Annotated in this window: 25 protein-coding genes; 21 read left to right on the top strand and 4 right to left on the bottom strand. The window is 62.8% G+C overall.

The window, feature by feature from the left end; translation table 11 throughout:
* Positions 1-212: 212 nt before the first annotated feature.
* Genes NHH88_04470 through NHH88_04480 form a run of 3 tightly spaced genes read left to right on the top strand, consistent with a single transcriptional unit; the run spans position 213 to position 5112 of the window.
* On the top strand, positions 213-4226 hold the full coding sequence (locus NHH88_04470) for an FAD/FMN-binding oxidoreductase (GenBank protein USX15059.1): 4014 nt from the start codon (positions 213-215) through the stop codon (positions 4224-4226).
* On the top strand, positions 4226-4666 hold the full coding sequence (locus NHH88_04475) for an HIT family protein (protein USX15060.1): 441 nt from the start codon (positions 4226-4228) through the stop codon (positions 4664-4666). Before NHH88_04470 ends, NHH88_04475 begins: the two co-directional genes overlap by 1 nt.
* A gap of 20 nt (positions 4667-4686) precedes the next feature.
* Positions 4687-5112: a DUF971 domain-containing protein gene (locus NHH88_04480; GenBank protein USX15061.1), complete on the top strand. Its 426-nt coding sequence runs from the start codon at positions 4687-4689 to the stop codon at positions 5110-5112.
* 124 nt (positions 5113-5236) lie between these two features.
* On the opposite strand, the gene NHH88_04485 is transcribed toward NHH88_04480, so the two are convergent.
* Complete coding sequence (locus NHH88_04485; GenBank protein ID USX15062.1) at positions 5237-6166, bottom strand: sulfonate ABC transporter substrate-binding protein; 930 nt, start codon at positions 6164-6166, stop codon at positions 5237-5239.
* 9 nt (positions 6167-6175) lie between these two features.
* The gene (locus tag NHH88_04490; protein ID USX15063.1) at positions 6176-7231 is read right to left on the bottom strand and encodes a LacI family DNA-binding transcriptional regulator; all 1056 of its coding nucleotides are present in this window, start codon (positions 7229-7231) and stop codon (positions 6176-6178) included.
* Between the two features lie 210 nt (positions 7232-7441).
* Between NHH88_04490 and NHH88_04495 the strand changes: the two genes are divergently transcribed.
* The 3 genes from NHH88_04495 (at position 7442) to NHH88_04505 (ending at position 12408) form a co-directional block, all read left to right on the top strand.
* Positions 7442-9688, top strand: a complete 2247-nt coding sequence (locus NHH88_04495) for a TonB-dependent receptor (GenBank protein USX15064.1) — start codon at positions 7442-7444, stop codon at positions 9686-9688.
* A complete protein-coding gene (locus tag NHH88_04500; protein ID USX15065.1) occupies positions 9688-10995 on the top strand; it encodes an LLM class flavin-dependent oxidoreductase in 1308 nt (435 codons plus the stop codon). Before NHH88_04495 ends, NHH88_04500 begins: the two co-directional genes overlap by 1 nt.
* 150 nt (positions 10996-11145) lie before the next feature.
* The gene (locus NHH88_04505; protein ID USX15066.1) at positions 11146-12408 is read left to right on the top strand and encodes a dienelactone hydrolase; all 1263 of its coding nucleotides are present in this window, start codon (positions 11146-11148) and stop codon (positions 12406-12408) included.
* A gap of 12 nt (positions 12409-12420) precedes the next feature.
* Here NHH88_04505 and NHH88_04510 read toward each other — a convergent pair whose 3' ends face one another.
* Positions 12421-12798, bottom strand: coding sequence for a lysozyme inhibitor LprI family protein (locus NHH88_04510; GenBank protein ID USX15067.1), 378 nt, complete (start codon positions 12796-12798; stop codon positions 12421-12423).
* A gap of 103 nt (positions 12799-12901) precedes the next feature.
* Here NHH88_04510 and ubiE point away from each other — a divergent pair, with 103 nt between their 5' ends.
* The 5 genes from ubiE to NHH88_04535 all read left to right on the top strand — a co-directional run bounded on the left by ubiE (position 12902) and on the right by NHH88_04535 (position 17517).
* Positions 12902-13636 (top strand): bifunctional demethylmenaquinone methyltransferase/2-methoxy-6-polyprenyl-1,4-benzoquinol methylase UbiE, encoded by a 735-nt coding sequence (ubiE, locus tag NHH88_04515; protein ID USX15068.1) that lies wholly within the window; start codon positions 12902-12904, stop codon positions 13634-13636.
* Positions 13637-13653: 17 nt separating this feature from the next.
* Complete coding sequence (locus NHH88_04520; protein ID USX15069.1) at positions 13654-14622, top strand: Tim44-like domain-containing protein; 969 nt, start codon at positions 13654-13656, stop codon at positions 14620-14622.
* 101 nt (positions 14623-14723) lie between these two features.
* Entirely contained in the window at positions 14724-15347 is a 624-nt protein-coding gene (locus tag NHH88_04525; GenBank protein USX15070.1) for an SCP2 sterol-binding domain-containing protein, read from the top strand.
* Positions 15344-16912, top strand: a complete 1569-nt coding sequence (gene ubiB / locus NHH88_04530) for a ubiquinone biosynthesis regulatory protein kinase UbiB (GenBank protein ID USX15071.1) — start codon at positions 15344-15346, stop codon at positions 16910-16912. Before NHH88_04525 ends, ubiB begins: the two co-directional genes overlap by 4 nt.
* A 2-nt stretch (positions 16913-16914) precedes the next feature.
* Entirely contained in the window at positions 16915-17517 is a 603-nt protein-coding gene (locus tag NHH88_04535; GenBank protein ID USX15072.1) for a TPMT family class I SAM-dependent methyltransferase, read from the top strand.
* A 136-nt stretch (positions 17518-17653) separates the two neighbouring features.
* Here NHH88_04535 and NHH88_04540 read toward each other — a convergent pair whose 3' ends face one another.
* Positions 17654-17854: a hypothetical protein gene (locus tag NHH88_04540; GenBank protein USX15073.1), complete on the bottom strand. Its 201-nt coding sequence runs from the start codon at positions 17852-17854 to the stop codon at positions 17654-17656.
* Positions 17855-18107: 253 nt separating this feature from the next.
* On the opposite strand from NHH88_04540, the gene NHH88_04545 reads away from it, so the two are divergent.
* The 10 genes from NHH88_04545 to NHH88_04590 all read left to right on the top strand — a co-directional run bounded on the left by NHH88_04545 (position 18108) and on the right by NHH88_04590 (position 25429).
* Positions 18108-18413, top strand: a complete 306-nt coding sequence (locus tag NHH88_04545) for a zinc ribbon domain-containing protein (GenBank protein USX15074.1) — start codon at positions 18108-18110, stop codon at positions 18411-18413.
* Between the two features lie 69 nt (positions 18414-18482).
* On the top strand, positions 18483-19103 hold the full coding sequence (locus NHH88_04550; GenBank protein ID USX15075.1) for a DUF502 domain-containing protein: 621 nt from the start codon (positions 18483-18485) through the stop codon (positions 19101-19103).
* A 79-nt stretch (positions 19104-19182) separates the two neighbouring features.
* Positions 19183-20982, top strand: a complete 1800-nt coding sequence (aspS, locus tag NHH88_04555; protein ID USX17266.1) for an aspartate--tRNA ligase — start codon at positions 19183-19185, stop codon at positions 20980-20982.
* 65 nt (positions 20983-21047) lie between these two features.
* The gene (nudB, locus tag NHH88_04560) at positions 21048-21509 is read left to right on the top strand and encodes a dihydroneopterin triphosphate diphosphatase (protein USX15076.1); all 462 of its coding nucleotides are present in this window, start codon (positions 21048-21050) and stop codon (positions 21507-21509) included.
* A gap of 85 nt (positions 21510-21594) precedes the next feature.
* On the top strand, positions 21595-21822 hold the full coding sequence (locus NHH88_04565) for a DUF4160 domain-containing protein (protein USX15077.1): 228 nt from the start codon (positions 21595-21597) through the stop codon (positions 21820-21822).
* Complete coding sequence (locus NHH88_04570; protein USX15078.1) at positions 21800-22078, top strand: DUF2442 domain-containing protein; 279 nt, start codon at positions 21800-21802, stop codon at positions 22076-22078. Before NHH88_04565 ends, NHH88_04570 begins: the two co-directional genes overlap by 23 nt.
* A gap of 67 nt (positions 22079-22145) precedes the next feature.
* Positions 22146-22973 carry an endonuclease/exonuclease/phosphatase family protein gene (locus tag NHH88_04575; GenBank protein USX15079.1) on the top strand — a complete coding sequence of 276 codons (828 nt, stop codon included), beginning with the start codon at positions 22146-22148 and terminating at the stop codon, positions 22971-22973.
* 8 nt (positions 22974-22981) lie between these two features.
* Positions 22982-24145, top strand: coding sequence for a cardiolipin synthase ClsB (gene clsB, locus NHH88_04580; protein ID USX15080.1), 1164 nt, complete (start codon positions 22982-22984; stop codon positions 24143-24145).
* On the top strand, positions 24142-24525 hold the full coding sequence (locus NHH88_04585) for a S4 domain-containing protein (GenBank protein ID USX15081.1): 384 nt from the start codon (positions 24142-24144) through the stop codon (positions 24523-24525). The genes clsB and NHH88_04585 overlap by 4 nt, the downstream gene beginning before the upstream one ends.
* Positions 24526-24826: 301 nt before the next feature.
* Positions 24827-25429, top strand: coding sequence for a TetR/AcrR family transcriptional regulator (locus NHH88_04590; protein ID USX15082.1), 603 nt, complete (start codon positions 24827-24829; stop codon positions 25427-25429).
* The last annotated feature ends 17 nt before the right edge of the window (positions 25430-25446 follow it).

Here is a 25446-nt window from a genome sequence, read left to right on the forward strand (position 1 = left end):
ATCGTATTGCGGGATGCGCAGGATTCGGAATTTCGTTCAGTTTTCAGGCGTAAAGTTGAATTTTATCGCCGGTAAACGAGCTCAACCGCAAATTTATAGCGCATGGCGATGAACCCGAGAACCCCACTGCCATCTAAGGCTGTTCCGACATGGTGCGTCGCAATACGCTAGAATGACCCTCCCGGGTTCCAGTTTACAAGTCCAATCGCATAATGAATGCCCCTGCACAAATCCAAGCTTTGCTGGCGGAAACGCCCCACGGACCGGAGACCCAGCGTCTCCGTGAAATTCCTTACAACTACACGTCGTTTTCCGATCGCGAGATCGTCATCCGGCTGCTGGGCGAGGAATCGTGGAGCTTGCTCGATGCCTTGCGCGGCGCCCGCCAGACCGGCCGCTCGGCCCGCATGCTGTACGAGGTGCTCGGCGATATCTGGGCCGTCCGCCGCAATCCGTACCTGCAGGACGACCTGCTCGACAACCCGAAGCGCCGCCAGGAGCTGATCAACGCGCTGCACCACCGCCTGGCCGAGGTCGACAAGCGCCGCCTGACCATCGACGACGACGGCAGCGAATCGGACGCGTCCAAGCAGCGCAGCGTCAACGTCATCAAGCTGCTGCGCGCGGCCGGCAAGGCCGTGGCCGACTTCGGCGAGGAATTCAAGCAGGTCTACGACCTGCGCAAGCGCACCAACAAGGTGCTGGGCCGCTACACCGACAAGCACAACATCTGCTTCGACGGCATGAAGCGCATCTCGCACGTGACCGACGCCACCGACTGGCGCGTCGAGTATCCGTTCGTCGTGCTCACGCCCGACAGCGAAGAGGAAATGGCCGGCCTGGTCAAGGGTTGTATCGAGCTGGGTCTGACCATCATCCCGCGCGGCGGCGGCACCGGCTACACCGGCGGCGCCATTCCGCTGACGCCGATGTCGGCCGTCATCAACACCGAGAAGCTGCTCAACATGGGCCCGGTCGAGATGAAGGTGCTGCCCGGCCTGGACAAGGAATACGCCACCATCTACACCGGCGCCGGCGTGATCACCAACAAGGTGTCCGAGGCGGCCGAGAAGGCCGGCTTCGTGTTCGCGGTCGATCCGACCTCGGCTCACGCCTCCTGCATCGGCGGCAACATCGCCATGAACGCGGGCGGCAAGAAGGCCGTGCTGTGGGGCACCGCGCTCGACAACCTGGCCTCGTGGCGCATGGTCGACCCGAACGGCGACTGGCTCGAAGTCACGCGCCTGGACCACAACCTGTCGAAGATCCACGATACGCCATTGGCCCGCTTCAAGCTCGAGTGGACCCATCCGACCGCGCGCGGCGAAGCCAAGGGCGCGCCGTTCAAGACCGAGATCCTGGAGATCGCCGGCCGCACCTTCCGCAAGGAAGGCCTGGGTAAGGACGTGACCGACAAGTTCCTGTCCGGCCTGCCGGGCATCCAGAAGGAGGGTACCGACGGCCTGATCACGTCCGGCCGCTGGATCCTGCACAAGATGCCGAAGTTCGCCCGCACCGTCTGCCTGGAGTTCTTCGGCCAGGCGCGCGACGCGATCCCGTCCATCGTTGAAATCAAGGATTACCTCGACGGCCTGCCGGCCAAGGGCGAGCAGTTCGCGACCCTGCGCCTGGCCGGCCTGGAGCACCTGGACGAGCGCTACCTGCGCGCGGTCGGTTACGCCACCAAATCGAAGCGCGGCGTGCTGCCGAAGATGGCGCTGTTCGGGGACATCGTCGGCGACGACGAAAACGCCGTGGCCATGGCCGCGTCGGAAGTGGTGCGCATCGCCAACACCCGCGTGGGCGAGGGCTTTGTCGCCGTCAGCCCGGAGGCGCGCAAGAAGTTCTGGCTCGACCGCGCCCGTACGGCCGCCATCGCCAAGCACACCAACGCCTTCAAGATCAATGAAGACGTCGTGATCCCATTGAACCGCATGGGCGAGTACACCGACGGCATCGAGCGCATCAACATCGAGCTGTCGATCCAGAACAAGCTGCAACTCGTCGACGAGCTGCGCGACTTCTTCGCCGCCGGCAATCTGCCGATCGGCAAGAGCGACGACGCCGACGACGGCGTGGGCGACGCTGAAATGCTGGGCGACCGCGTGCAGCAGGCCGAAGCCCTGCTGTCGCAAGTGCGCGACCGCTGGACCTTCCTGTTGGCCGAGCTCGACAAGCCGCTGAGCACGGTCACCGGCGAGCTCGCCGCGCTGGGCCTGGAGCGCCTGCTGGCCGTGTTCGACGAGCGCCTCAAAACCCAACCGGACGCGACCTTGTTCGACATCGTCCAGGACCGCACCATCCGCGTGACGTGGAAGCAGGAAATCCGCGCCCAGCTGCGCCAGATCTTCAGCGGCGCGGCCTACAAGCTGATCCTCGACGAGGCGACCGCGATCCACAAGCGCGTGCTGCGCGGCCGCGTGTTCGTGGCGCTGCACATGCACGCCGGCGACGGCAACGTCCACACCAACCTGCCGGTCAACTCCGACCACTATGAGATGCTGCAACTGGCGCATTCGGCCGTCGCCCGCATCATGGTGCTGGCCCGTTCGCTCAACGGCGTCATCTCGGGCGAGCACGGCATCGGCATCACCAAGCTGGAGTTCCTGACCGAGGAAGAAATCGGCCCGTTCCGCGACTACAAGCTGCGCGTCGATCCGGAAGGCCGCTTCAACAAGGGCAAGCTGCTGAACCTGCCGGGCATGGAGGCGGACCTGTCCAATGCCTACACGCCGTCGTTCGGCCTGATGGGCCACGAATCGCTGATCATGCAGCAAAGCGATATCGGCGAGATCGCCAACAGCATCAAGGACTGCCTGCGTTGCGGCAAGTGCAAGCCGGTGTGCTCGACCCACGTGCCGCGCGCCAACCTGCTGTACTCGCCGCGCGACAAGATTTTGGCGACGTCGTCGCTGATCGAGGCCTTCCTGTACGAGGAACAAACCCGTCGCGGCATCTCGATCAAGCATTGGGAAGAGTTCGAGGACGTGGCGGACCATTGCACCGTTTGCCACAAATGCGTCACGCCATGCCCGGTCAACATCGACTTCGGCGACGTGTCGATGAACATGCGTAATTTGCTGCGCAAGATGGACAAGAAATCGTTCAATCCGGGCAAATCGGCGGCGATGTTCTTCCTCAACGCCACCGATCCGGCCACCATCAACGCCACCCGCGCGGCGATGGTCGGGATCGGCTACAAGGCGCAGCGCCTGGGGAACGACTTGCTGAAGAAATTCGCCAAGAAGCAGACCAAGGCGCCGCCGCCGACCGTCGGCAAGCCGCCGGTGCGCGAGCAGGTGATTCACTTCATCAACAAGAAAATGCCGGGCGGGTTGCCGAAGAAGACCGCGCGCGCCTTGCTCGACATCGAGGACGACAAGGTCATCCCGATCATCCGCAATCCGAAGAAGACCACGGCCGATACCGAGGCGGTGTTCTACTTCCCGGGCTGCGGCTCGGAGCGGCTGTTCTCGCAGGTCGGCCTGGCCACCCAGGCGATGCTGTGGGAAGTGGGCGTGCAGACCGTGCTGCCGCCGGGCTACCTGTGCTGCGGTTATCCGCAGCGCGGCTCGGGCGAGTACGACAAGGCCGAGAAAATGATGACCGATAACCGCGTGCTGTTCCATCGCATGGCCAACACGCTCAATTACCTGGATATCAAGACGGTGCTGGTGTCGTGCGGCACGTGCTACGACCAGCTGGCGACCTACGAGTTCGACAAGATCTTCCCGGGCTGCCGCATCATGGACATCCACGAGTATCTGCTGGAGAAACAGGTGCGACTGGAAGGCGTGACCGGCACGCGCTATATGTACCACGAGCCGTGCCACACGCCGATGAAGTTGCAGGAGGCGACCAAGACCGTCAACGGCCTGATCGCCACCCACGACAACGTCAAGATCGAGAAGAACGACCGTTGCTGCGGCGACTCTGGCACGCTGATGATCGCGCGTCCGGACATCTCGACGCAGGTGCGCTTCCGCAAGGAAGAGGAAGTCATCAAGGGCGCCGACAAGCTGCGCGCGGACGGCTTCGAGGGCGAGGTCAAGATCCTGACCAGCTGCCCGGCCTGCCTGGGCGGCGTCTCGCGCTACGGCGAGGACGCCGGCACGACGGCCGACTACATCGTCGTCGAGATCGCCAAGCATCTGCTGGGCGAGAACTGGATGGCCGACTACGTCAAGCGCGCCAACGACGGCGGCATCGAGCGGGTGCTGGTGTGATGGCGGGTTTTGTTGATACCTGCGATCTGTGCCGTCTGCTGGCGGCGCCCGCCGAGGGCGTCGTCATCTGGAGCGATCACCAGTTGTCGGTGATCGCCGTCGAGGATGCCGAGTATCCAGGCTTCACGCGCGTGGTGTGGAACGCGCACGTCAAGGAAATGACGGATCTCAGCGCAGCCGAGCGCGGCCATGTGATGGAGGTCGTGTTCGCTGTGGAGGCGGCGCAGCGCGCCGTGATGGCGCCGGAGAAGATCAACCTGGCCAGCTTCGGTAACATGACGCCGCACGTGCACTGGCATGTGATTCCGCGTTACCTGGACGATGCGCATTTTCCCAACTCGAGTTTTTCCACGGCCGCGCGGTCCGGCGCGCCGGAGGTGTTGGCCGCGCGCCGCGCGCTGGTGCCGGCGCTGCACGCCGCGATTATCGAACGTTTGTAAGCCTGATTGAAAGTTCACCTATGACCAAGAATCCGACCGCCATCACCGTCCACAACAAGTCCAAGGTGCTCGACATCGCCTTCGACGACGGCGCCTCGTTCACGATTCCGTTCGAGCTGATGCGCGTGTACTCGCCGTCGGCCGAGGTCATGGGCCACGGCCCCGGCCAGGAAGTGCTGCAAGTCGGCAAGCGCGAAGTAGGCATCGCCGCGATGGACCCGGTCGGCAACTACGCGGTGCAGCCGACGTTTACGGACGGGCACAACACGGGACTGTTCACGTGGGATTACCTGTACAAGCTTGGCAACGAGAAGGACAAGCTGTGGCAGGATTATATGGACCGCCTGCATGCTTCGGGACTCGAAGGCGACAGCGGCCGCGATCCCGCCAATACCCCGACGCCGGCGCCGCACGTGCACGGCCCATCCTGTGGCCACAAACACTAGCGTCACGTGGAGACACGTAGGGCGGATTAGCGAAGCGTAATCGGCCATGCATGCTCCGCCGGGGGCTCAACGATGGCCGATTACGGCGTTCCGCCTAATCCGCCCTACGTGTCTCCGTCAAATTTTACCTGCCGCCGTTCGGTTGCCACGGCCAGACGCTTCCTCCCACATTGATCGCCTTCGGTATCAACTTCTGCTGATAGAACACGTCCGCCACGCGCTGCTGGTTGGCGGCGATGGCGGCGCTGACCGGCACCGCGCCGTAGCGCGTGCGGCGCTGCCAAGTCTCCACGATATCCACGGGCAGGCCCATTTGCGGCGCCAGCATAGCGCTCACTTCCTTGGTGTGCGCGTTGGCCCACTGGCCGGTCAGCGCCACCTGTTCCAATAGCGCCGACAGCACCTTCGGCGCCTGCGTCGCGAACTTGCGCGACGCCAGATAGAACCCATTCGCCTGCGGCAGCCCGGTATAGTCGCTCAGTACCCGCACCTGATACGACTTCTGCGCCGACGCGAAGTACGGGTCCCACACCACCCACGCATCGATGCCGCCGCTGACGAAGGCGGCCCGCGCATCCGATGGCGACAGGTACACCGGCCTGATATCGCTGAGTTTCAAGCCCGCCTTCTGCAACGCTGACGCCAGCAGGAAGTGTGACCCCGATCCCTTCTGGAACGCGACCTTCTTTCCCTTCAAATCCGCCACCGTGCGCGCCGTCGATTCCTTCGGCACGAAGATCGCCTCGCTGTTGACCGGCGCCGGCTCCGCCGCGACGTACAGCAGGTCGATCCCGGCCGCCTGCCCGAACACCGGCGGCGGTGCGCCCGTGCTGCCGAAATCGATGCTGCCGGCGTTGAGCGCCTCCAGCATCTGCGGGCCGGCCGGGAATTCGATCCACTTGATCTGCTGGCCGGCGAAGGCATTCTCCAGCGTTCCCTGATTCTTCAATATGCCCAACAAGCCGCTACTTTTCTGGAAGCCGATGGTGATGGCCGGTGCGCTGTGCGCCAGCAGGGGGAGGGCCAGCAGCAAGCTGGCGACGATGTTCTTCATGGTTTTCCTTTATGCGCTTTCGCGCTCGATAAGTTCGCAGGCCAGCAGGTTAAGGCGCGAGTCCTGGCCGGACGCCGGCAGCACGCCCAATTGTTCGAGGATGCGCAGCGCGGCGATCTCGCCGATCTCGCGTCCCGGCGGCCGGATGGTGGTCAAACTGGGAAGCAGCAGCGGCGAGAACGGATAGTCGCCAAAGCCGACGATGGCGCACTGCTTGGGTATCTCCAGCCCCGCGCGTTGCCCCGCCAGCAAAGCGCCAGCCGCCAGATTGTCGTTGGCGAAGATGACCGCCTCGGCGTGCTGGCCGCTACGCTTTGCAGGCTTGAGCGCCAGCGCCTCGATGGCCTGTTTGCCGGCGTCGAACGGCGCCTCGGCTGTTGGTACGTAGATGTTCGGTTGCAGTCCATGCTCGCGCATCACGGCCGTGTAGCCGTCGCTGCGGTCCACGGCACTGAGGTCGCCCGCCAGGCTGTTTTGCACGAAGGCGATGCGGCGGTAGCCTTTGCCGTACAGATAGCGCGCCGCCTGCTCGCCGACGGCGTGATTGGAGTAGCCGACCTGTATCGGCTTGCGGCGCGGTTCGTAGTCCCACGTTTCGACCACCGGGATGCCGGCGCTGGAGATCAGCTTCTCCGTCGCGCGGTTGTGAAAGCGTCCCGTCACCACCAGTGCAGCCGGCTTCCATCCGAGGAAGGCGCGAACCGCTTTCTCCTCCTGCTTGGCGGAGAAATAGCTTGACGCCAGCAGCAGCTGATAGCCATGGCGACTCAGCGTATCGCTGAAACTCTGGATCGTGCTGGCGAAGATCGGCCCCGAGATATTGGGAATCACCATACCGATGATGCGGCTGTGCGACGACGCCAGGCTGCCCGCCATCAGATTGGGCACATAGCCCAACTGCTTGACGGCGGCCGCGATGCGCGCGCTGCGCGTGGCCGCGACGCGGCCCGGCTCCGTGAAGTAGCGCGACACGGTAATCGAGCCGACTTCCGCCAGCCGCGCCACGTCGTGGATAGTGGCGCGGCCGGAGCCACGGCGTTTGCGTGTGCTTTCCGGTTCGCTCATTTGCTTGGTCCGCGTATATTTAGAAAAGACATATCGATGAGTTTTTTAATTCTTTGACTTCAAATCGGCCCGCACCGACACTAAAAAAAGGGTATCGGTACCATTCAAAGTCTAGCAAACGTCAGCCGGGGAACTAAGTTGGTTCTTCGATGATGAAAGTGGATTTTCCGCATATGGCGCAAAGGGCGCTTTCAAATCAAGGGATCGGCAATGAAGAACAATAGTAAAAAAATCGGTGCGCTGACGTTGGGCGCTTTGCTTGTCAGCTCCGCATGGGCGGGCGGGGTGGACGCGGATGCGCTGGCGGCGAGCGCGCCCATCCTGGACCGCACCGACAGCGCCGCCGTTCCCAGCGTGACGGTTAGCGCGACCCGTCGCAACGCGTCGCTGCAATCGGTGCCGGTGGCCGTGTCGGTGTTGAACGGAGACGATCTGGCGCAGGCCAACCGCACCAGCATCGACACCATCGTCCAGGAAGTGCCGAGCGTAACGTTCCGTCAGCAGGGCGGTAACAAGGATTCGACGATCTTCGTGCGCGGTATCGGTACCATCTCGACCTCCCCCGGCGTGGAACCCACTGTGTCGACTGTGATCGACGGTGTGGTGTATGCGCGCCCAGGGCAGGCGACGCTGGATTTGCTGGACATCGAACACATCGAAATTCTGCGCGGCCCGCAAGGCACCTTGTTCGGCAAGAATGCGTCGTCCGGCGTGCTCAATGTGATCGGTCGCAAGCCCTCGGAGCAGACCAGCGGCTTTGTCGACGCTTCCTGGTACGAGGGCAATGAGAAGCGCGTACGCGCCGGCCTGTCGGGAACGATCCAGCCGGGCGTGGTCACCGCCGCCGTCACCGCGCTGTATGCGGACTACGACGGCAATGTCGACAACGTGCATGCCGGCGGCGGCAAGGTCAATGGTTACGACCGCAAAGGCGTGCGTGCCCGCGTCGACATCACGCCGAACAAGGATCTGGATATCAGCCTGATCGCCGACTATCTGCGTTCGAACGCGTCGCCGTCCTTCGTGGCCTATAAATCCACCAGCGCGCCGTTCTCGCAGGCGATCGCGCCGGTGGTGGCATCGACCGAAAACCGCAGCATCAACACGGATATCCCAAGCGACATCCGCGACACCAACAAGGGCCTGTCCGCGCAGGTGGATTGGCGCAACGGCGGCTACACGCTGACGTCGATCACGGCGGTGCGAGACTGGGACAACCAGCAGAACACCAGCACCTCGGCCATCGGCAACGCGGCGGAGGCGGCGCGCATTACGGCGGCCTATCCGGCCACGCGCGATATCGGCACCGTCGACTTCCGCCAGGTGTCGCAGGAACTTCGACTGGCTTCGCCGAAGGACCAATTCCTCGAATACGTCGTCGGTGCCTTCTACCTGCATGGCAAGGACCGCGAAACGTATCAGCGCATCGTCACCACCACCACGGCGCCCAATTCCGGCCGCGCCGACTACGGCGTAGAGAACGACAGCTACTCGCTGTTCGGCGAGAGCACGCTCAATCTGACGCCGGAATGGCGCGCCATCGCCGGCGCGCGCTGGACCAAGGATGCACTGTCCTACGACCATGTGCGTACGTCGACATCGACGGCGGCGTTCCCCGGCGTGCAGCCGGGCGTCAGCAACAGCGGGTCCACCAGCGAAGACGGCTACTCCGGGCGTCTCGGCCTGCAGTACCAGCTGTCGCGCGACGTGAACGCTTACGCGACCTACTCGCGCGGCTACAAGGGACCGGCTTACAACGTCTTCTTCAACATGCTTGGCCGCGACACCTTGGCGCTCAAGCCCGAGACATCCGATTCGTTCGAACTGGGACTGAAGGCGAGCGCCTTCGACCGCCGCCTGACCGCTAACGTCGCCGTCTTCAACACCAAGTACTCGAACTACCAGGCCAACTTCTTCGACACCGTCGCAGGCACCGTGATCACTCGACTGATCAACGCCGGCGATGTCTCGACCAAGGGCGTCGAGTTGGATGTCAACGCGCGGCCGACCCGCCAGCTGACGTTGACCGCCTCGCTGGCCTACACCGACGCGAGCATCGACAGCTTCAACTGCCCGCCGGCCGCCACTGCGTCGTGCAACCTGAATGGCCAGCCATTGCCGTTCTCGCCGAAGTGGAAGTCCTTCACCCGCGCCAACTACGCGCTGCCGCTGCAAAACGGCTTGATCGTCGACTTCTCGGCCGACTATACGTATCAGGCCAAGACGCAGTTCGACCTGTTCCAGTCGCCGGACGCGATTCAGGGCGCGTATGGCGTCATCAACGCCGGCATCGCCTTGTCGTCGACGCCGGGCGGCTGGCGCGTCGCGCTGGTGGGTAAAAACCTCGCCAACAAATCCTACGCCACCAATCTGGTCACCTCGACCGGTTACGTCACGCGCGCGGTGCCACGCGACGACGAGCGTTACTTCGGCATCACCGCGCGCAAGGAGTTCTGATGACGCGCGCACCAAGTAAGCAGCTTAGTATCGCCGCCTTCATGATGCGTCACGGGCACCACGTGGCCGCGTGGCGGCATCCGCAAACGGACCTGGAGTCGAATCCCTTCAAGGTATTCCGGCAGCAGGTGCAAAGTGCGGAACGGGCCTGCCTGGACGCGGTGTTCTTCGCCGACAGCCTGGCGCTGACCGGCGGCATGCCGGCGCTGGAGCCGTTGACGTTGTTGTCGGCGCTGGCCGCGTCGACCGAAAAGATCGGTTTGATCGGCACCGCCACCACGACCTACAACGAACCGTACACGGTGGCGCGCCAATTCGCGTCGCTCGATCAGATATCGGAGGGCAGGGCGGGCTGGAACCTGGTGACGTCCGATAATGCGGCGGAGGCGGCCAATTTCGGCCGCGACCAGCATGTGGCGCACGCGGCGCGTTATGAGCGCGCGCGAGAATTTCATCAGGTTGTCACGGGATTGTGGGATAGTTGGGAAGATGGGGCGCTTATTAACGACAAGGATGGCGGCCGGTTGATCGATCCGGCCAGGCTGCGCAAGCTGAATCATCGTGGTCCGCATTTCGCCGTCGCCGGGCCGCTGAACGTGTCGCGCAGCCCGCAGGGACGGCCGGTGGTGGTGCAGGCCGGCGGCTCGGAGGCGGGGCGTGAGCTGGCCGCCGCCACGGCGGAGGTGGTGTTCACGGCGCAGCCGTCGCTGGCGAAGGCGCAGGATTTTTACCGCGACATGAAGCGGCGGCTGGTGGCGCATGGCCGCGCGCCGGAGTCGCTGAAAGTGATGCCCGGCTTGTTCGCGGTGGTGGGGCGCTCTCAGGGCGAGGCAGACGACAAGTTCGGTGAGTTGCAGCGTTTGATCGAGCCGAAGGCCGGCCTGGCGCTGTTGGGCCGCATGATCGGTAACTTCGATTTGTCGGAATATCCGCTGGACGGTCCGTTGCCGGAGCTACCGCAGACGCAGGACGGCCAGCGCAGCCGCCAGCAGTTGTTGATCGATCTGGCCCAAGGCGAGAATTTGACGATACGCCAGCTGTACGAGCGTATTGCCGGCGGGCGCGGGCACTTCACGGTCGTCGGCACGGCGCAGACGGTGGCCGATCAGATGCAGGCGTGGTTCGAGCAGGAGGCGGCCGACGGTTTCAATTTCATGGCGCCGGCGCTGCCGGGCGGATTGGACGATTTTCTGTCGCTGGTGGTGCCGGAATTGCAGCGGCGCGGCTTGTTCCGCACCGAGTACCGTGGCACGACGTTGCGGGAGCATTTGGGGCTCGATGCCTCAAATAATCTGGGTAACACGTAGGGCGGATTAGGCGGAACGCCGTAATCGGCCATGCATGCGCAATCGGCGGCGCATGCATGGCCGATTACGCTTCGCTAATCCGCCCTACGTGTCTCCGTGTTTAAGTTCTGTTCAGAATAGGATGCGAATATGAAGGCAGTTAGCAGAATAATGATCGCGGCGATAGCCGTATCGGCATTGGTCGCCCCACTGCACGCGCAAGAGTACTTCGGCGACTTCCGTCCCGACGCGCCGGAGCTGGCCGCGCGCGGGTCGTTGCCGGTCGGCGTGCGCACCTTGGTCGCCGAGCATGCGGACCAGCTGGACGTGCTCCGTTACAGCGACGCCAATTCGAATCCGCGCTACACCCGCAAGCTCACCTTGGAAGTCTGGTATCCCGCCACCCTGGCGGCCGGACAAAAGGAGCATACGGTTTATAACGATGTTCTCGGTTCCGGCCCCAACGATCCCGCCCGCCCCAACACGCCGTTCCAGTTCAACGGCCGCGCGGCGCGCGACGCGGCGCCGGTCGCCGGACGCTATCCGCTGGTGATCGTCTCGCACGGTTATCCCGGTTCGCGCCTGCAAATGAGCTACCTGACCGAGAACCTGGCGTCGAAGGGCTACGTCGTGGTGGCGATCGACCATCCCGAATCGACGCGCGCGGACAAGGCCGGCTTCGCCAGCACCTTGCTAAACCGCCGCCTGGACGACCTGTTTGTGCTCGACAGCGTGGCTGCCTGGGCCAAGCCGGGCAGCGGCCACTTCCTCGCCGGCGTAACCGACGCCGGCAACACGGCATTGATCGGCTACTCGATGGGCGCCTATGGCGCGCTGAACACCGTCGGCGCGGGCGTGAGTGCGGCCGCTGCCGCGTTTGTCCCAGGCGGCAAGCTGGCCGTGAACCAGCAGGGCAACGCGGACTACGAAGCGCGCCGCGACGGCCGCATCAGGGCGGTGGTGGCGTTCGCGCCATGGGGCGGCGCGCACAAGGTGTGGGATGCCGAAGGGCTGGCCGGCGTGCGCACGCCGACCTTGTTCATCAGCGGCGACCAGGACGACGTGGCCGGCTACAAGGATGGCGTGGTGCGCATCTTCGAGGGCGCCGTCAATGCGGACCGCTACCTGCTGACCTACCAGGGCGGCCGCCACAACTCGGCGCCGAATCCGCCTTCACCGGCGATGTGGTCCAGCTTTGACGATTTCATGTCCTATTCCGAGCCGGTGTGGGATAGCCGCCGCATCAACAACATCAACCAGCATTTCGTGACGGCCTTCCTCGGCATCCACCTCAAGGCGCAGCCGTTGCAAGCGTATCTGGAGTTGCCGCCGCTGACCGCCGACGGCACCATCAAGCCCGATCCGGGCCTGTGGAAGGGCTTCCGCAAGCGCGCCGCGCTCGGACTGGAGTGGCGCCACCTGCCCGCGCGCTAGACGCGGAAGCGTTTAGTCCTTCAGCTTGCTGTTCTGGCAGCCGGCGCTGGCGCACTCGCGCACGCGGTCCTGCAGGAACTGGGCGCGCTTGATGGTGGTGTTGGTCGCGCAGTCGAGATTGACATAGAAGCCGGTCGATTCGCGCTTCGAGCAACTGCTGTTGCGGCTTTGAATCCAAGCCAATTGGCCGGTCTTCAGCGATTTCTTGCCATCGGCGTCCAGCTTGGCGCTCAGGGCCTGGTAATTGGTGTTGAGCTCCTTGTCGGCCTCCTGATAGACCTTGTTCAGGCAATACAGGCCGTCGAAATCGTTCTTCGGCACGTCGCACGCCGAATTGGCGAACGCGGCGCCGGAGGCGCAAAACAGCAATGTTGCGATGATTTTTTTCATTTTGAGAATCTCGGTTGAAAGGGTTGTCGATTCTGACATGGTTCCGCAGCGCCCTCAAGACAGGCAGCTTGTATAATGCAGGCAAACTAACAGGCCTGCCACCATGACAAATACCACTCATTTCGGTTACAAAACCGTCGCGGAAGACGACAAAGTCCGCGAAGTTGCGAAGGTTTTCCATTCCGTCGCCGCCAAGTACGACATCATGAACGACGTCATGTCGGGTGGCCTGCACCGTCTGTGGAAGACGTTCACCATCGCCCACGCGGCCGTGCGCCCCGGTTTCAAGTGCCTCGACATCGCCGGCGGCACGGGCGACCTGGCCAAGGTGTTCGCCAAGCAGGCCGGCCCGACCGGCGAGGTCTGGCTGACCGACATCAACGAGTCGATGTTGCGCGTTGGCCGCGACCGCCTCTTGAATCGCGGCCTGTTGACCCCCACCTTGTTGTGTGACGCCGAGAAATTGCCCTTCCCGGACAACTATTTCGACCGCGTCAGCGTCGCTTTTGGGCTGCGCAACATGACCCACAAGGATCAGGCGCTGGCGGAAATGCGCCGCGTATTGAAGCCCGGCGGCAAGCTGCTGGTGCTGGAGTTTTCCAAGGTGGCGACGCCTTTGCAAAAACCGTACGATATTTACTCGTTCAAGGTGCTGCCTTGGATGGGCCAAAAGATCGCCGGCGACGCCGAAAGCTATCGCTACCTGGCCGAGTCGATCCGCATGCACCCGGATCAGGACACGCTCAAAACCATGATGGAAGATGCGGGTCTGGAACGGGTAACGTATTACAACTTGACGGCAGGTGTGGCCGCTTTACACACTGGTATCAAACTGTAAATACTGTAGGAATGACCATGAACATGAAAAAACTGATGATCAGCGCGGTTGTCGCGCTGTCCGCCTTCACGATGCTGGCCGAGGCGACCGCGCGTCCCGCCGGCGGCAACCGTTCGATCGGCCGCCAGTCGCAAAACGTCAACCGCATGCCGCCGGCCGCCGCGCCGACCCCGGCACCGCGCCAGGCCGCCCCCGCGCCGGCGCCAAACGCACAAAATGCGCCTAACGCCATGCCGGCGAAGCGCCCAAGCATGTGGAAAGGTATCCTCGGCGGCGCGCTGCTGGGCCTGGGCCTGGGCGCCCTGTTCTCGCACCTTGGTATCGGCGGTGCGATGGCCAGCATCCTGAGCACGATGTTGATGCTGGCGTTGCTGGCCGGCGCCGCATACTTCATTTTCCGCATGTTCCGCCGCAAGTCGCAGCCGACCGTGGCGCCGGCGGCAGGTGGCAATTTCGGCGGCAACTTCAACGGCAACAACAACGCCTACGATAACAGCTACAACAAGGCCTACGCGCCGCAAGCCGGCGGCACGCCGGAAATCGGTTCGCGCCTGCCTGAACAGCAATACCAGCCGGCGCAAGCCGCGCCGGTGCCGCACACCCCTTGGGGCGTGCCGGGCGACTTCGACGCCGTGTCGTTCCTGCGCGTTGCCAAGAGCAACTTCATCCGCCTGCAAGCGGCCTGGGACAAGGGTGACACCGCCGACATCCGCGAGTTCACCACGCCTGAAGTGTTTGCTGAAATGAAAATGCAAATCAACGAGCGCGGCGCGCAGAAGGACTACACCGACGTCGTCAGCATCGACGCCGAGCTGCTGGGCATCGAGACGACCGAGACCGAGTACCTGGCCAGCGTCAAGTTCACCGGCATGATCAAGCCCGCGCCGGACGCGCTGGCCGAGCCGTTCAACGAGGTGTGGAACCTGACCAAGCCGGTCTCCGGCGCTTCGGGCTGGTTGCTTGCTGGTATTCAACAGTTGGCGTAATCACCGGGAAATCCCGGCGAACTGGTAAGATCAAGACCGCCCGCTTTCCGGGCGGTTTTGTTTTTCTGGCGTAAAGAACTTGTTTGAGCGACGACCTACCGATGATCCCACCGAATTTCAGTCACTTGTCCGCCCTGTTATCCGCCGCCGCGCCGGCCAGCGCGGCCATCAACCATTTGCTGGCGCAGGAACCGTGGGCGCGCCAGCAGTTGCTGCGCCACGCGGGCAAGGTCGCCTGCATCGACGCCGGCACCGTCGCGCTGCGCCTGCGCGTGACGGCCGACGGTATGTTCGAACCCGCACCGGCGGATGAGCCGGCCCGGGTTACCATCAAGGTCAAATTGTCGGATCTGCCGCTGATCGCGCAAAACCGCGAACGCGCGTTTTCGTATGTACGCATCGAGGGCGATGCCGATTTCGCCAACGCCATCTCCAACCTGAGCACGTCGCTGCGCTGGGAAGCGGAGGCCGACCTGGAAAAAGTCGTCGGCCCGGTGGCGGCGGTGCGCATGGTGTCGGGCGCCAAGGCCGCGTTCGAGGCGGTCAAGGCGGGCCACCAGAAGCTGGCCGAGAACGTCGCCGAGTTCCTGCTCGACGAAAAACAGGTGCTGATACGCCCGCAGGCGGTGGAGGAATTCTCGGCCGACGTGGTGCGCCTGCGCGATGACGTGGAACGGGCCGCCAAGCGCCTGGCCAAACTGGAACAGAAATTGGGAACCCAATGATTTTGAAATTTTTACGCCTGCTGAAGATCCTGCGGGTCGCCATTCGTTACGGTCTCGACGAAATCGCCATCTCCGGCCTCAAAGTGCCGCGCACCGCCAAACTCATCGACACGGTCATTTTCTGGCGCGACATCTCCGCCCCGCGCGGCGTGCGCCTGCGCATGGCGCTGGAGGACCTGGGGCCGATCTTCGTCAAGTTCGGCCAGGTGCTGTCGACCCGCAGCGACCTGATACCGGCCGATCTGGTGATCGAGCTGTCGCGCCTGCAGGACCGGGTGCCGCCGTTCGATTCCGACCTGGCCATCGCGCAGATCCGCAAATCGCTGGGCGCCCATCCGGACCAGCTGTTCGCCTCGTTCGAGCGCGTCCCGGTGGCGTCGGCGTCGATCGCGCAGGTGCACTTCGCCACCTTGAAGGATGGCAAACAGGTGGCGGTCAAGGTGCTGCGCCCGGGCATGAAGAAGTCCATCGACGAGGACGTGGCGCTGATGCACATCGCCGCCGAGTGGGTCGGCCGCGTGTGGGCCGACAGCAAGCGGCTGAAGCCGAAGGAAGTCGTCGCCGAGTTCGACAAATACCTGCATGACGAGCTGGACCTGATGCGCGAGGCGGCCAACGCCAGCCAGCTGCGCCGCAACTTCGCCGACTCCAAGCTGTTGATGGTGCCGGAAATGTACTGGGACTATTGTTCCAACAGCGTGATCGTCATGGAGCGCATGCACGGCCTGCCGGTGTCGCAGATCGACAAGCTGGAAGCGGCCGGCGTGGACCTGAAAAAACTGTCCAGCGACGGCGTCGAGATTTTCTTCACGCAAGTGTTCCGTGACGGCTTTTTCCACGCCGATATGCACCCGGGGAATATCCTGGTGTCGATCGAGCCGGAAACCTTGGGCCGCTACATCGCGCTCGACTTCGGCATCGTCGGCACGCTCAACGACTACGACAAGGATTACCTGTCGCAGAACTTCCTGGCCTTCTTCCGCCGCGACTACAAGCGTGTGGCTGAAGCGCACATCGAATCGGGCTGGGCGCCGAAGGAAACCCGCGTCGACGAGCTCGAATCGGCCGTGCGCGCCTGTTGCGAGCCGATCTTCGACCGTCCGCTGAAGGATATTTCCTTCGGTCAGATCTTGCTGCGGCTGTTCCAGACCTCGCGCCGCTTCAATGTCGAAGTGCAGCCGCAACTGGTGCTGCTGCAAAAGACGCTGCTCAACATCGAAGGCCTGGGCCGCCAGCTCGACCCGGACCTGGACCTGTGGAAGACCGCCAAGCCGTATCTGGAAAACTGGATGGCCGAGCAGGTCGGCTGGCAGGGCCTGTTGCAGCGCTTGAAGGCCGAGGCGCCGCGCTACACGCAGATCCTGCCGCAACTGCCGCGCCTGGTGCACCGGGCGCTGGAGCAGCAGGGCGAAAAACCCGCCGACAACGGCGAGCTGATCAAAGTCTTGATCCACGAACAGCAGCGCACCAACCGCCTGCTCAGCCTGGTGATTTATGTTGGCGGCGCGTTCGGGCTGGGCGTGGCCGGCTTCCAGCTGTATTTGCGCTGGCACCACCTGCTCTGATCATGGCCGACTTCCAGCAACGCGATCCGATGTCGCCGGCGTTCTGGGATGAACGCTTTGAGCGCAACTTCATGCCGTGGGATCGCGGCGGCGTGCCGCTGGCGCTGCGCGACCTTGTCGCCGCCAACGCGCCGATGGTCACCTTGATACCGGGTTGCGGCTCGGCCTATGAACTGGCGCTGTTGGCCGGGGCGGGGTGGGATGCAACGGCCATCGACTTTTCGCCGCAGGCGGTGCAGGCCGGTAAGCTTGCCGCTGGCGGGCATGCGGATCGTGTGGTCGAGGCGGATTTCTTCGCCTGGCAGCCCGCGCTGCCGTTGCAGCTGATTTACGAGCGCGCCTTCCTGTGCGCCATGCCGCGCGCGATGTGGCCCAAAGTGGCGACGCGCTGGGCGGAGCTATTGCCCGTCGGGGCGCTGCTGGCCGGCTACTTCTTCTTCGACGATGCGCTCAAGGGGCCGCCGTTCGGCATCGCCCGCGAGCAGCTGGAAGCGTTGTTGCAGCAAGATTTCGAATGCATCGCAGACCAGGCCGTCAGCGATTCCATCCCCGTATTCGAAGGCAAGGAGCGCTGGATGATCTGGCGCCGACGGCCACATGGCTAAAAAAGCTATGGAGACACGTAGGGCGGATTAGCGAAGCGTAGTCCGCCATGCATGCTCCGCCGGCGGCTCAAAGATGGCGGATTACGGCGTTCCGCCTAATCCGCCCTACGTGTTTTAGATGAATTTGCCGGTGTCGTCAGGCATCCGCGCGACGGGGCGTCGACGGTCTGGCCAGACGCGGCTTGGCCAAGCCCAGCACAACGAGCAACGCCATGCTGGCGACAACGGTGCGGCGATGAATGGGTTGTTCCGGCGATTCGGCGACAAACTTGCTTTGCGCGAAAGCGGGTGTGAACAGCGTGGTGGCCAGCAGGCCGGCGAACAGATACTTCTTCATTAATAATTCCCAATCATGGAGGTCGGTTTTCGGTGCGTCGGCAGTGCGGACAGCGTCGAGGCGGCGATTCGGGGATTGGGAAATCAGCGCTAGAGCCCGCTATTAAATCACGCTTATTAAAATTTTACGAGCGGATTTTGCCAAGGCAATCGATAGCATTCCGCCCGTCGCCGGGCTTAACCACAGGAAACAGGCTAGCGAACGGTAAAAAGCTTTATAATTCAGGGTTTTGATGATTTTTGCGGAGTAATAGATGCCGATCTACGCTTACCGCTGCGAGGCATGTGGTTTTGCCAAGGATGTCTTGCAGAAGATTTCCGACCCGCAGCTGACTGTTTGCCTGTCGTGCGGCAAGGAGTCGTTTAAGAAACAATTAACCGCCGCTGGCTTCCAGCTGAAGGGTACCGGCTGGTACGCGACCGATTTCCGTGGCGGCACGCCGCCGGCGACGGGCGTATCCACCGGTCCGGTGGATGGTGCGGCCAAGGCCGACGCGCCCAAGGCGGACGCGGCTGCAAGCACGCCCGCCAAGCCGGCGAGCGGCACGGGAACGGCCTGAACGACGGCAGCGGCCCGGCCGCTGCCAACCTTCATTCCACCCACATGAGCACCCATATAAGAGTCTTCGATGCGTAAATATTTCATTACCGGTCTGCTGATCCTGGTGCCGCTGGCGATTACCGCCTGGGTGCTGAGCCTGGTCATCAACACGATGGACCAGTCGCTGCTGTTCGTGCCGGAGCGCTGGCAGCCGCATACGCTGATCGGCTTCGACATCCCCGGCCTGGGCACGCTGCTGACGATCGTGATCGTGTTCCTGACCGGCTTGCTGACCAATAACCTGGTCGGCAACTACGTGGTGCGCATGTGGGAAAAGCTGCTCAAGCGCATTCCGCTGGTGAACTCGCTCTATTCGAGCGTCAAGCAAGTGTCGGACACCCTGTTCTCGTCGTCCGGCAACGCCTTCCGCAAGGCCGTGCTGATTCCGTATCCGCACCAGAACTCGTACACCATCGCCTTCCTGACCGGCACGCCCGGCGGCGACGTCAAGAACCATCTGGTCGGAGACTATGTCAGCGTCTATGTGCCGACCACGCCGAATCCGACGTCGGGCTTTTTCCTGATGCTGGCGCGCAAGGATGTGGTCGAACTCGACATGACGGTCGACGCGGCCCTGAAGTACATCGTCTCGATGGGCGTGGTGGCGCCGGATAGCGTGCCCCAAGCCATCGAAGTCGTTAGCAAGTAAAAACAGCATCACCCAAGAACACGCATCACACCGAATTCACGAGCAATCTAACCTGAACCGAGAAATAAACATGTCCTCAATGCGTACTCACTACTGCGGCCTCACCACTGAAGCGCTGCTTGGCCAAACCGTCAGCCTGTGCGGCTGGGTACATCGTCGCCGCGACCACGGCGGCGTGATCTTCATCGACCTGCGCGACCGCGAAGGCCTGGTGCAGATCGTTTGCAATCCGGAACAGGCCGAGGTCTTCAAGGCCGCCGAAGCCGTGCGTAACGAGTTCTGCCTGCGCGTGACCGGCGTGGTCAAGGATCGCCTGGCCGGCACCGTCAACACCAACCTGAAGTCGGGCAAGATCGAAGTCGTGTGCTCGCAACTGGAAGTGCTGAACCCTTCCGTTGCCGTGCCGTTCCAGCTGGACGACGACAACCTGTCCGAAACCACCCGCCTGACCCACCGCGTGCTGGACCTGCGCCGTCCGCAGATGCAGAACAACCTGCGCCTGCGCTACAAGGTGACGATGGAAGTGCGCAAGTACCTGGACAACCTGGGCTTCATCGATATCGAAACGCCGATGCTGACCAAGTCGACCCCGGAAGGCGCACGCGACTACCTGGTGCCGTCGCGCGTCAACGCCGGCAGCTTCTTCGCGCTGCCGCAGTCGCCGCAGCTGTTCAAGCAGTTGCTGATGGTCGCCAACTTCGACCGTTACTACCAGATCACCAAGTGCTTCCGCGACGAAGACTTGCGCGCCGACCGCCAGCCTGAATTCACCCAGATCGACTGCGAAACCTCGTTCCTGACCGAACAGGAAATCCGCGACCTGTTCGAGGAAATGATCCGCATCGTCTTCAAGAACACGATGGACGTCGACCTGCCGAACCCGTTCCCGGTGATGGACTTCTCCGAAGCCATGGGCAAATACGGTTCGGACAAACCGGACATGCGCGTCAAGCTGTCGTTCACCGACCTGACCGAAGTGATGAAGGACGTCGACTTCAAGGTCTTCTCGGGCGCCGCCAACATGCCTAACGGCCGCGTGGTCGGCCTGCGCGTGCCGAAGGGCGCCGAAATGCCGCGTTCGGAAATCGATGCCTACACGCAGTTCGTCGCCATCTACGGCGCGCGCGGCCTGGCGTACATCAAGGTCAACGAGAAGGCCAAGGGCCGCGACGGCCTGCAATCGCCGATCGTCAAGAACCTGCACGACGCCGCCCTGGCCAAAGTGATCGAAATGACCGGCGCCGAAGACGGCGACCTGATCTTCTTCGGCGCCGACAAGGCCAAGGTCGTCAACGACGCCATCGGCGCGCTGCGCGTGAAGATCGGTCACAGCGAATTCGGCAAGAACGCCGGCCTGTTCGACGACGTCTGGTCGCCGCTGTGGGTGGTGGACTTCCCGATGTTCGAACACGACGAAGAGAACGATCGCTGGACCGCGACCCACCATCCGTTCACCGCGCCAAAAGACGGCCACGAAGACATGCTGGAAACCAATCCGGGCGCCTGCATCGCCAAGGCCTACGACATGGTCCTGAACGGTTGGGAACTGGGTGGCGGTTCGATCCGTATCCACCGCGAGGAAGTGCAGTCGAAAGTGTTCCGCGCGTTGAAGATCGACGCCGACGAAGCGCGCCTGAAGTTCGGCTTCCTGCTCGACGCGCTGCAGTACGGCGCGCCGCCGCACGGTGGCCTGGCCTTCGGCCTGGATCGTATCGTGACCTTGATGACCAAGTCCGATTCGATCCGCGACGTGATCGCCTTCCCGAAAACCCAGCGCGCGCAGGATCTGCTGACCCAGGCGCCGTCGGAAGTGGACGAGAAGCAGTTGAAGGAACTGCACATCCGTCTGCGCGCCGTCGAGCCGAAAGTCGTAAGCTAATTAGTCTGGCATAATGAAAAGGCGCCAACGTTCACACGTGGCGCCTTTTCTTTTGTCTGAAGCTTATGCCATACAAGATACCCGAATCCGTGCTGGTAGTAATCCACACCGCCGACCTGCAAGTGCTGCTGATCGAACGCGCCGACAAGCCCGGCTACTGGCAATCGGTGACCGGTTCGCTCGACGCCGTCGATGAGCCCTTGCTGCAGACGGCCGCGCGCGAACTGTTCGAGGAAACCGGCATCGTCGCCGACGGCGAGCGCATCGTGCTGCGCGACTGGCACTTGTCCAACATCTACACCATCTACCCGGTCTGGCGCCACCGCTACGCGCCGGGTGTGACGGAAAACACCGAGCATGTGTTCAGCGTGGAAGTGCCGCGCGATATCGCCATCACGCTTAGCCCGCGCGAGCATCTGAACCACGCGTGGATGCCGAATCTGGAAGCGGCCGATAAGTGTTTTTCTTTCTCCAATGCGGAAGCGATTCTGCAACTGCCCCAGCAGCTTCTGAAGCAACTTAGCTAGATTGTGCCGCATCAAATAGCGGCAGACTGTGCCGCGCATACTTTGGAATTCGGAGCAAGTTCCGGGGGATGTTGTGGCGACGCTGTTGCGGCTTAGAGGTTACCGTTTTTATTTTCACAGCCAGGTCACGGGCGAGCCGCCGCACCTGCATGTGGACAAGGACCGCAAGTCCGCCAAGCTCTGGATCGAGAGCACGACGGTGGTGCGCAACGTAGGCTTCAGTCCGCTTGAACTGCGCGAGATCACCCGCATCATCATCGAGTACCGGCTCGATTTTCTGAGGATCTGGAATGACTACTTCGAAGACGCCTGACGAGCGTATCAAGACCGTGGTGTTCGAGGAACAGTCGCTGGTGATCGGACTGATGGATGGGCGGCGCATCAGCACGCCGTTGGCATGGTATCCACGTTTGGCAGGCGCCAGCTCCGTGCAGCTGGACGAATGGGAAATCGTCGGCGCCGGCGACGCGCTGCACTGGGCGCAGTTCGACGAAGACCTCAGCGTGACCGGTATGCTGCGCGGTTTTGCCGCGAACGACAAGGGGGGTGATGAGGACGACTCGGACTGAGTGCTGCGAATCGATATGTGCGTAGGCGAACACACATGGAGGCGCACTCGGGGTTAGAATGTTCTGTATGAAAATCCGAGTCGCCACCTACAATATTCACAAGGGAGTGTCCTCCATCCGCGCCGAGCCGCGTGTGTTGGCGCTAAAACAGGCGATTGGCCTGTTCAATGCCGATGTGGTTTTTTTGCAAGAGGTACAAGGCAAGCATGACCTCAAGGCCGCCAAGTACGGCGCCGAACAATTGGGCCAGAAGCATTGGCCCGCTGCGGCGCAGCATGAATATTTCGCGGGCGAGTCGCGCCACCTGCATGCCGCCTACGGCATGAACGCGGTCTACGATCATGGCCACCACGGCAACGCGCTGCTGAGCGCTTTCCCCATCGCCAACATGGCCAACCACGACGTCTCCGACCACGCCTACGAACAGCGCGGCATCCTGCATTGCGTGCTGAATACCGAGCACGGCCTGGTGCATTGCTACGTGGTCCACCTGGGTCTGTTCGAGGCGGGCCGCCGCCGGCAGACGCAGGCGCTGATCTCGGCCGTGCGCGAATCGGCGCCGGACGGCGAACCGGTCATCATCGCTGGCGATTTCAACGACTGGCGCAACACCCTCAGCGGCGAGCTGCGCAACGCGCTGGGCGTGGTCGAGGCCTTTGACGAGCTCGGCACGAACGCGTCGCTGGACGGCATCATGCGCACCCTGCGCCGCAAGGCCAGCATGAAGGCCACCATCAGCCCGGCGCGCACTTTCCCGGCGGCGCTGCCGTTTTTCCGGCTCGACCGCATCTATGTGCGCGGCTTCAAGGTGGAATCAGCCGAGGTCATGCATGGCAGCCTGTGGGCCAAGCTGTCCGACCACGCGCCCATCGTGGCGTCGTTGTCGCTGGGGTAGGGGACGCCATGGGCTCCGTCAAACTGCTTGCCGATAACGAAGTCACGCTGCTGTACACCGGCACCGAGTATTTCCCCGCGCTGATAGGCGCGATCGACGCGGCGCAGTACGAAGTCTATTTCGAGACCTACATTTTTGCCGACGACGAGACCGGCGGGAAAGTCTTGGGCGCATTGTCCGCCGCCGCCCAACGCGGCGTCGACGTGCGCATGATCACCGACTGGTGGGGCACCGGCCGCCGCAAAATCAACTACATGCACGAGAAGCTGGAGGCCGCAGGCGTCCACCACCGCGTCTTCAATCCGTGGTTCAAGCGCGGCATCACCCGTACCCACCGCAAGATCTGTGTGGTCGACCGCGAGGTGGCGCTGGTCGGCGGCATCAACATCAACGACGACATGTTCTGCGACTACAACCACGCGATCAGCCTGTCGGCGCCGCGCTGGGACTTCGCGGTGCAGGTGCGCGGCCCGCTGGTGGCGTCCATCCATCTGGAAGCGCAGACCCAGTGGCAACGCCTGGGCAAGATGGGCCTGATGAAGCGTATCAGCCTGTACCGCGACGCGCGCAAGGTCAATAAGGTCGCCGCCGCCAATATGGTGCACGCCGGCTTCGTGGTGCGCGACAACCTGCGCAACCGCAGGACGATACAGCGCGCCTACCTGCAGGCGCTAGGGCGCGCGCGCAAGAGCGTGATGCTGGCCAATCCGTATTTCGCGCCGGGTCGTAAATTCCGCCACGCGCTGGCCGCCGCCGCCGAGCGCGGCGTCGAGGTGGTGCTGCTGATCGGCGTGGGCGAGATCTGGCTGCAGGACGCCGTGGCGCACTCGTTCTACCCGAAGCTGCTTGCGGCCGGCGTCAAAGTGGTGGAATATCACAAAACCCAGTTGCACGCCAAGGTGGCCGTCATCGACGACGACTGGGCGACCGTGGGTTCGAGCAATGTGGACGGCTTGAGCCTGTTTTTGAATCAGGAAGCGAACGTGATCATCAAGGATGCGGCCTTCGCGCAGAACCTGCGCAAGCACATCGAGGCGGCCGTCGCCGACGGCGTGGTCATCAGTTATGCCGACTTCGAGCACGTCGGGCGCTTCCGCCGCATCGGTTACGAGATCGCGTTCGTGTTTTACCGGACCGTGATGCGGTTGTTCTCCGTGGGGAAATACGCTTGAGCGATAGTGTCAGACTGGATAAATGGCTGTGGGCGGCGCGCTTTTTCAAGACGCGCTCGCTGGCCACGGACGCGGTGGACGCGGGCAAGGTCAAGGTCAACGGCGACAAGGTCAAGCCGGCGCGCACCGTGCGCATCGGCGACAAGCTGGACATCGACAACGGCTCGGACCGCTGGGAGATCGATGTGATGAACCTGTCCGACGTGCGGCAGGCGGCGCCGATCGCCCGCAATTTGTATGAAGAAACCGACGAGAGCGTCGAGCGGCGCGCCAACGTGGCCGAGAACCGCAAGATGTTCCGCGAGCCCAGCGCCGATTTCAAAGGCCGTCCCACCAAGCGCGACCGTCGGCAGATGGGCAAGTTCGGCGGCGCCGAATAGGTTTTGTCGTTGCGTACCGCCGGCGTTTAACCCGCCACCGAAAGAGGGGTCGTACCCGTTCGGGTACGACCCTGCGACGGATCGCCGTGCGGGTTTGACGCGCGCATCCCGTTCACTTCATTGCTGCGCCGCAGCAATAGACCCCCACCTCTAAATGTACTGTTTGACTTTTATCCCCCAGTGGATAATAGTACGAGCGTTCGCAATTTTTTCACACGGAGTAAACGAAGTGGAGCAAAATGTTCTTTTCTCCATGTAACTACACCTTGGGATGCAAGTTATTAATACCTCAACTAAATTTATGCGCAAGGGCGAGCTGACTCGCGCGGCGATCCTGGATGTGGCGCTGGACCTGGCCAGCCGGGACGGCCTCGAAGGCCTGACCATTGGATTGCTCGCGGATAAGATGAACATGAGCAAATCCGGTGTGTTCGCGCACTTCGGATCGCGTGAAGATTTGCAGTTGGAAGTGCTGAAGCTGTATCACCACCGTTTTGAGCAGGAAGTGTTTTTCCCCAGCGTTAAGGAACCGCGCGGTTTGCAGCGTCTCCGCTCGATGTTCGCGCGCTGGGTCAAGCGTGTCAGTGTGGAAGTGGCCTCGGGCTGCATCTACATCAGCGGCGCCGTCGAGTACGACGACCGCCCGGGTCCGATCCGCGAGGAGTTGATGGCGATGGTCGGGGCCTGGCAGGGCGCGTTGCTGCGCTGCGTGAAACAGGCCATCGACTGCGGCGACCTGCAAGCGGACACCGATCCGCAGCAGCTGGTCTACGAGATGTACGGCCTGATCCTGGCCCTGCACCACGATGCGCGTTTCCTGCGTATTCCGGGCAGCCTGGAGCGCGCCGGCGTCGGCTTCGAACGCTTGATCGTTTCCTACCGTAATGCAGAAGTACCTCATTAAGTAAGCCGCTAAGCAAG

Source organism: Oxalobacteraceae bacterium OTU3CAMAD1, assembly GCA_024123915.1.
Taxonomy (GTDB): Bacteria; Pseudomonadota; Gammaproteobacteria; order Burkholderiales; family Burkholderiaceae_D; genus Rugamonas.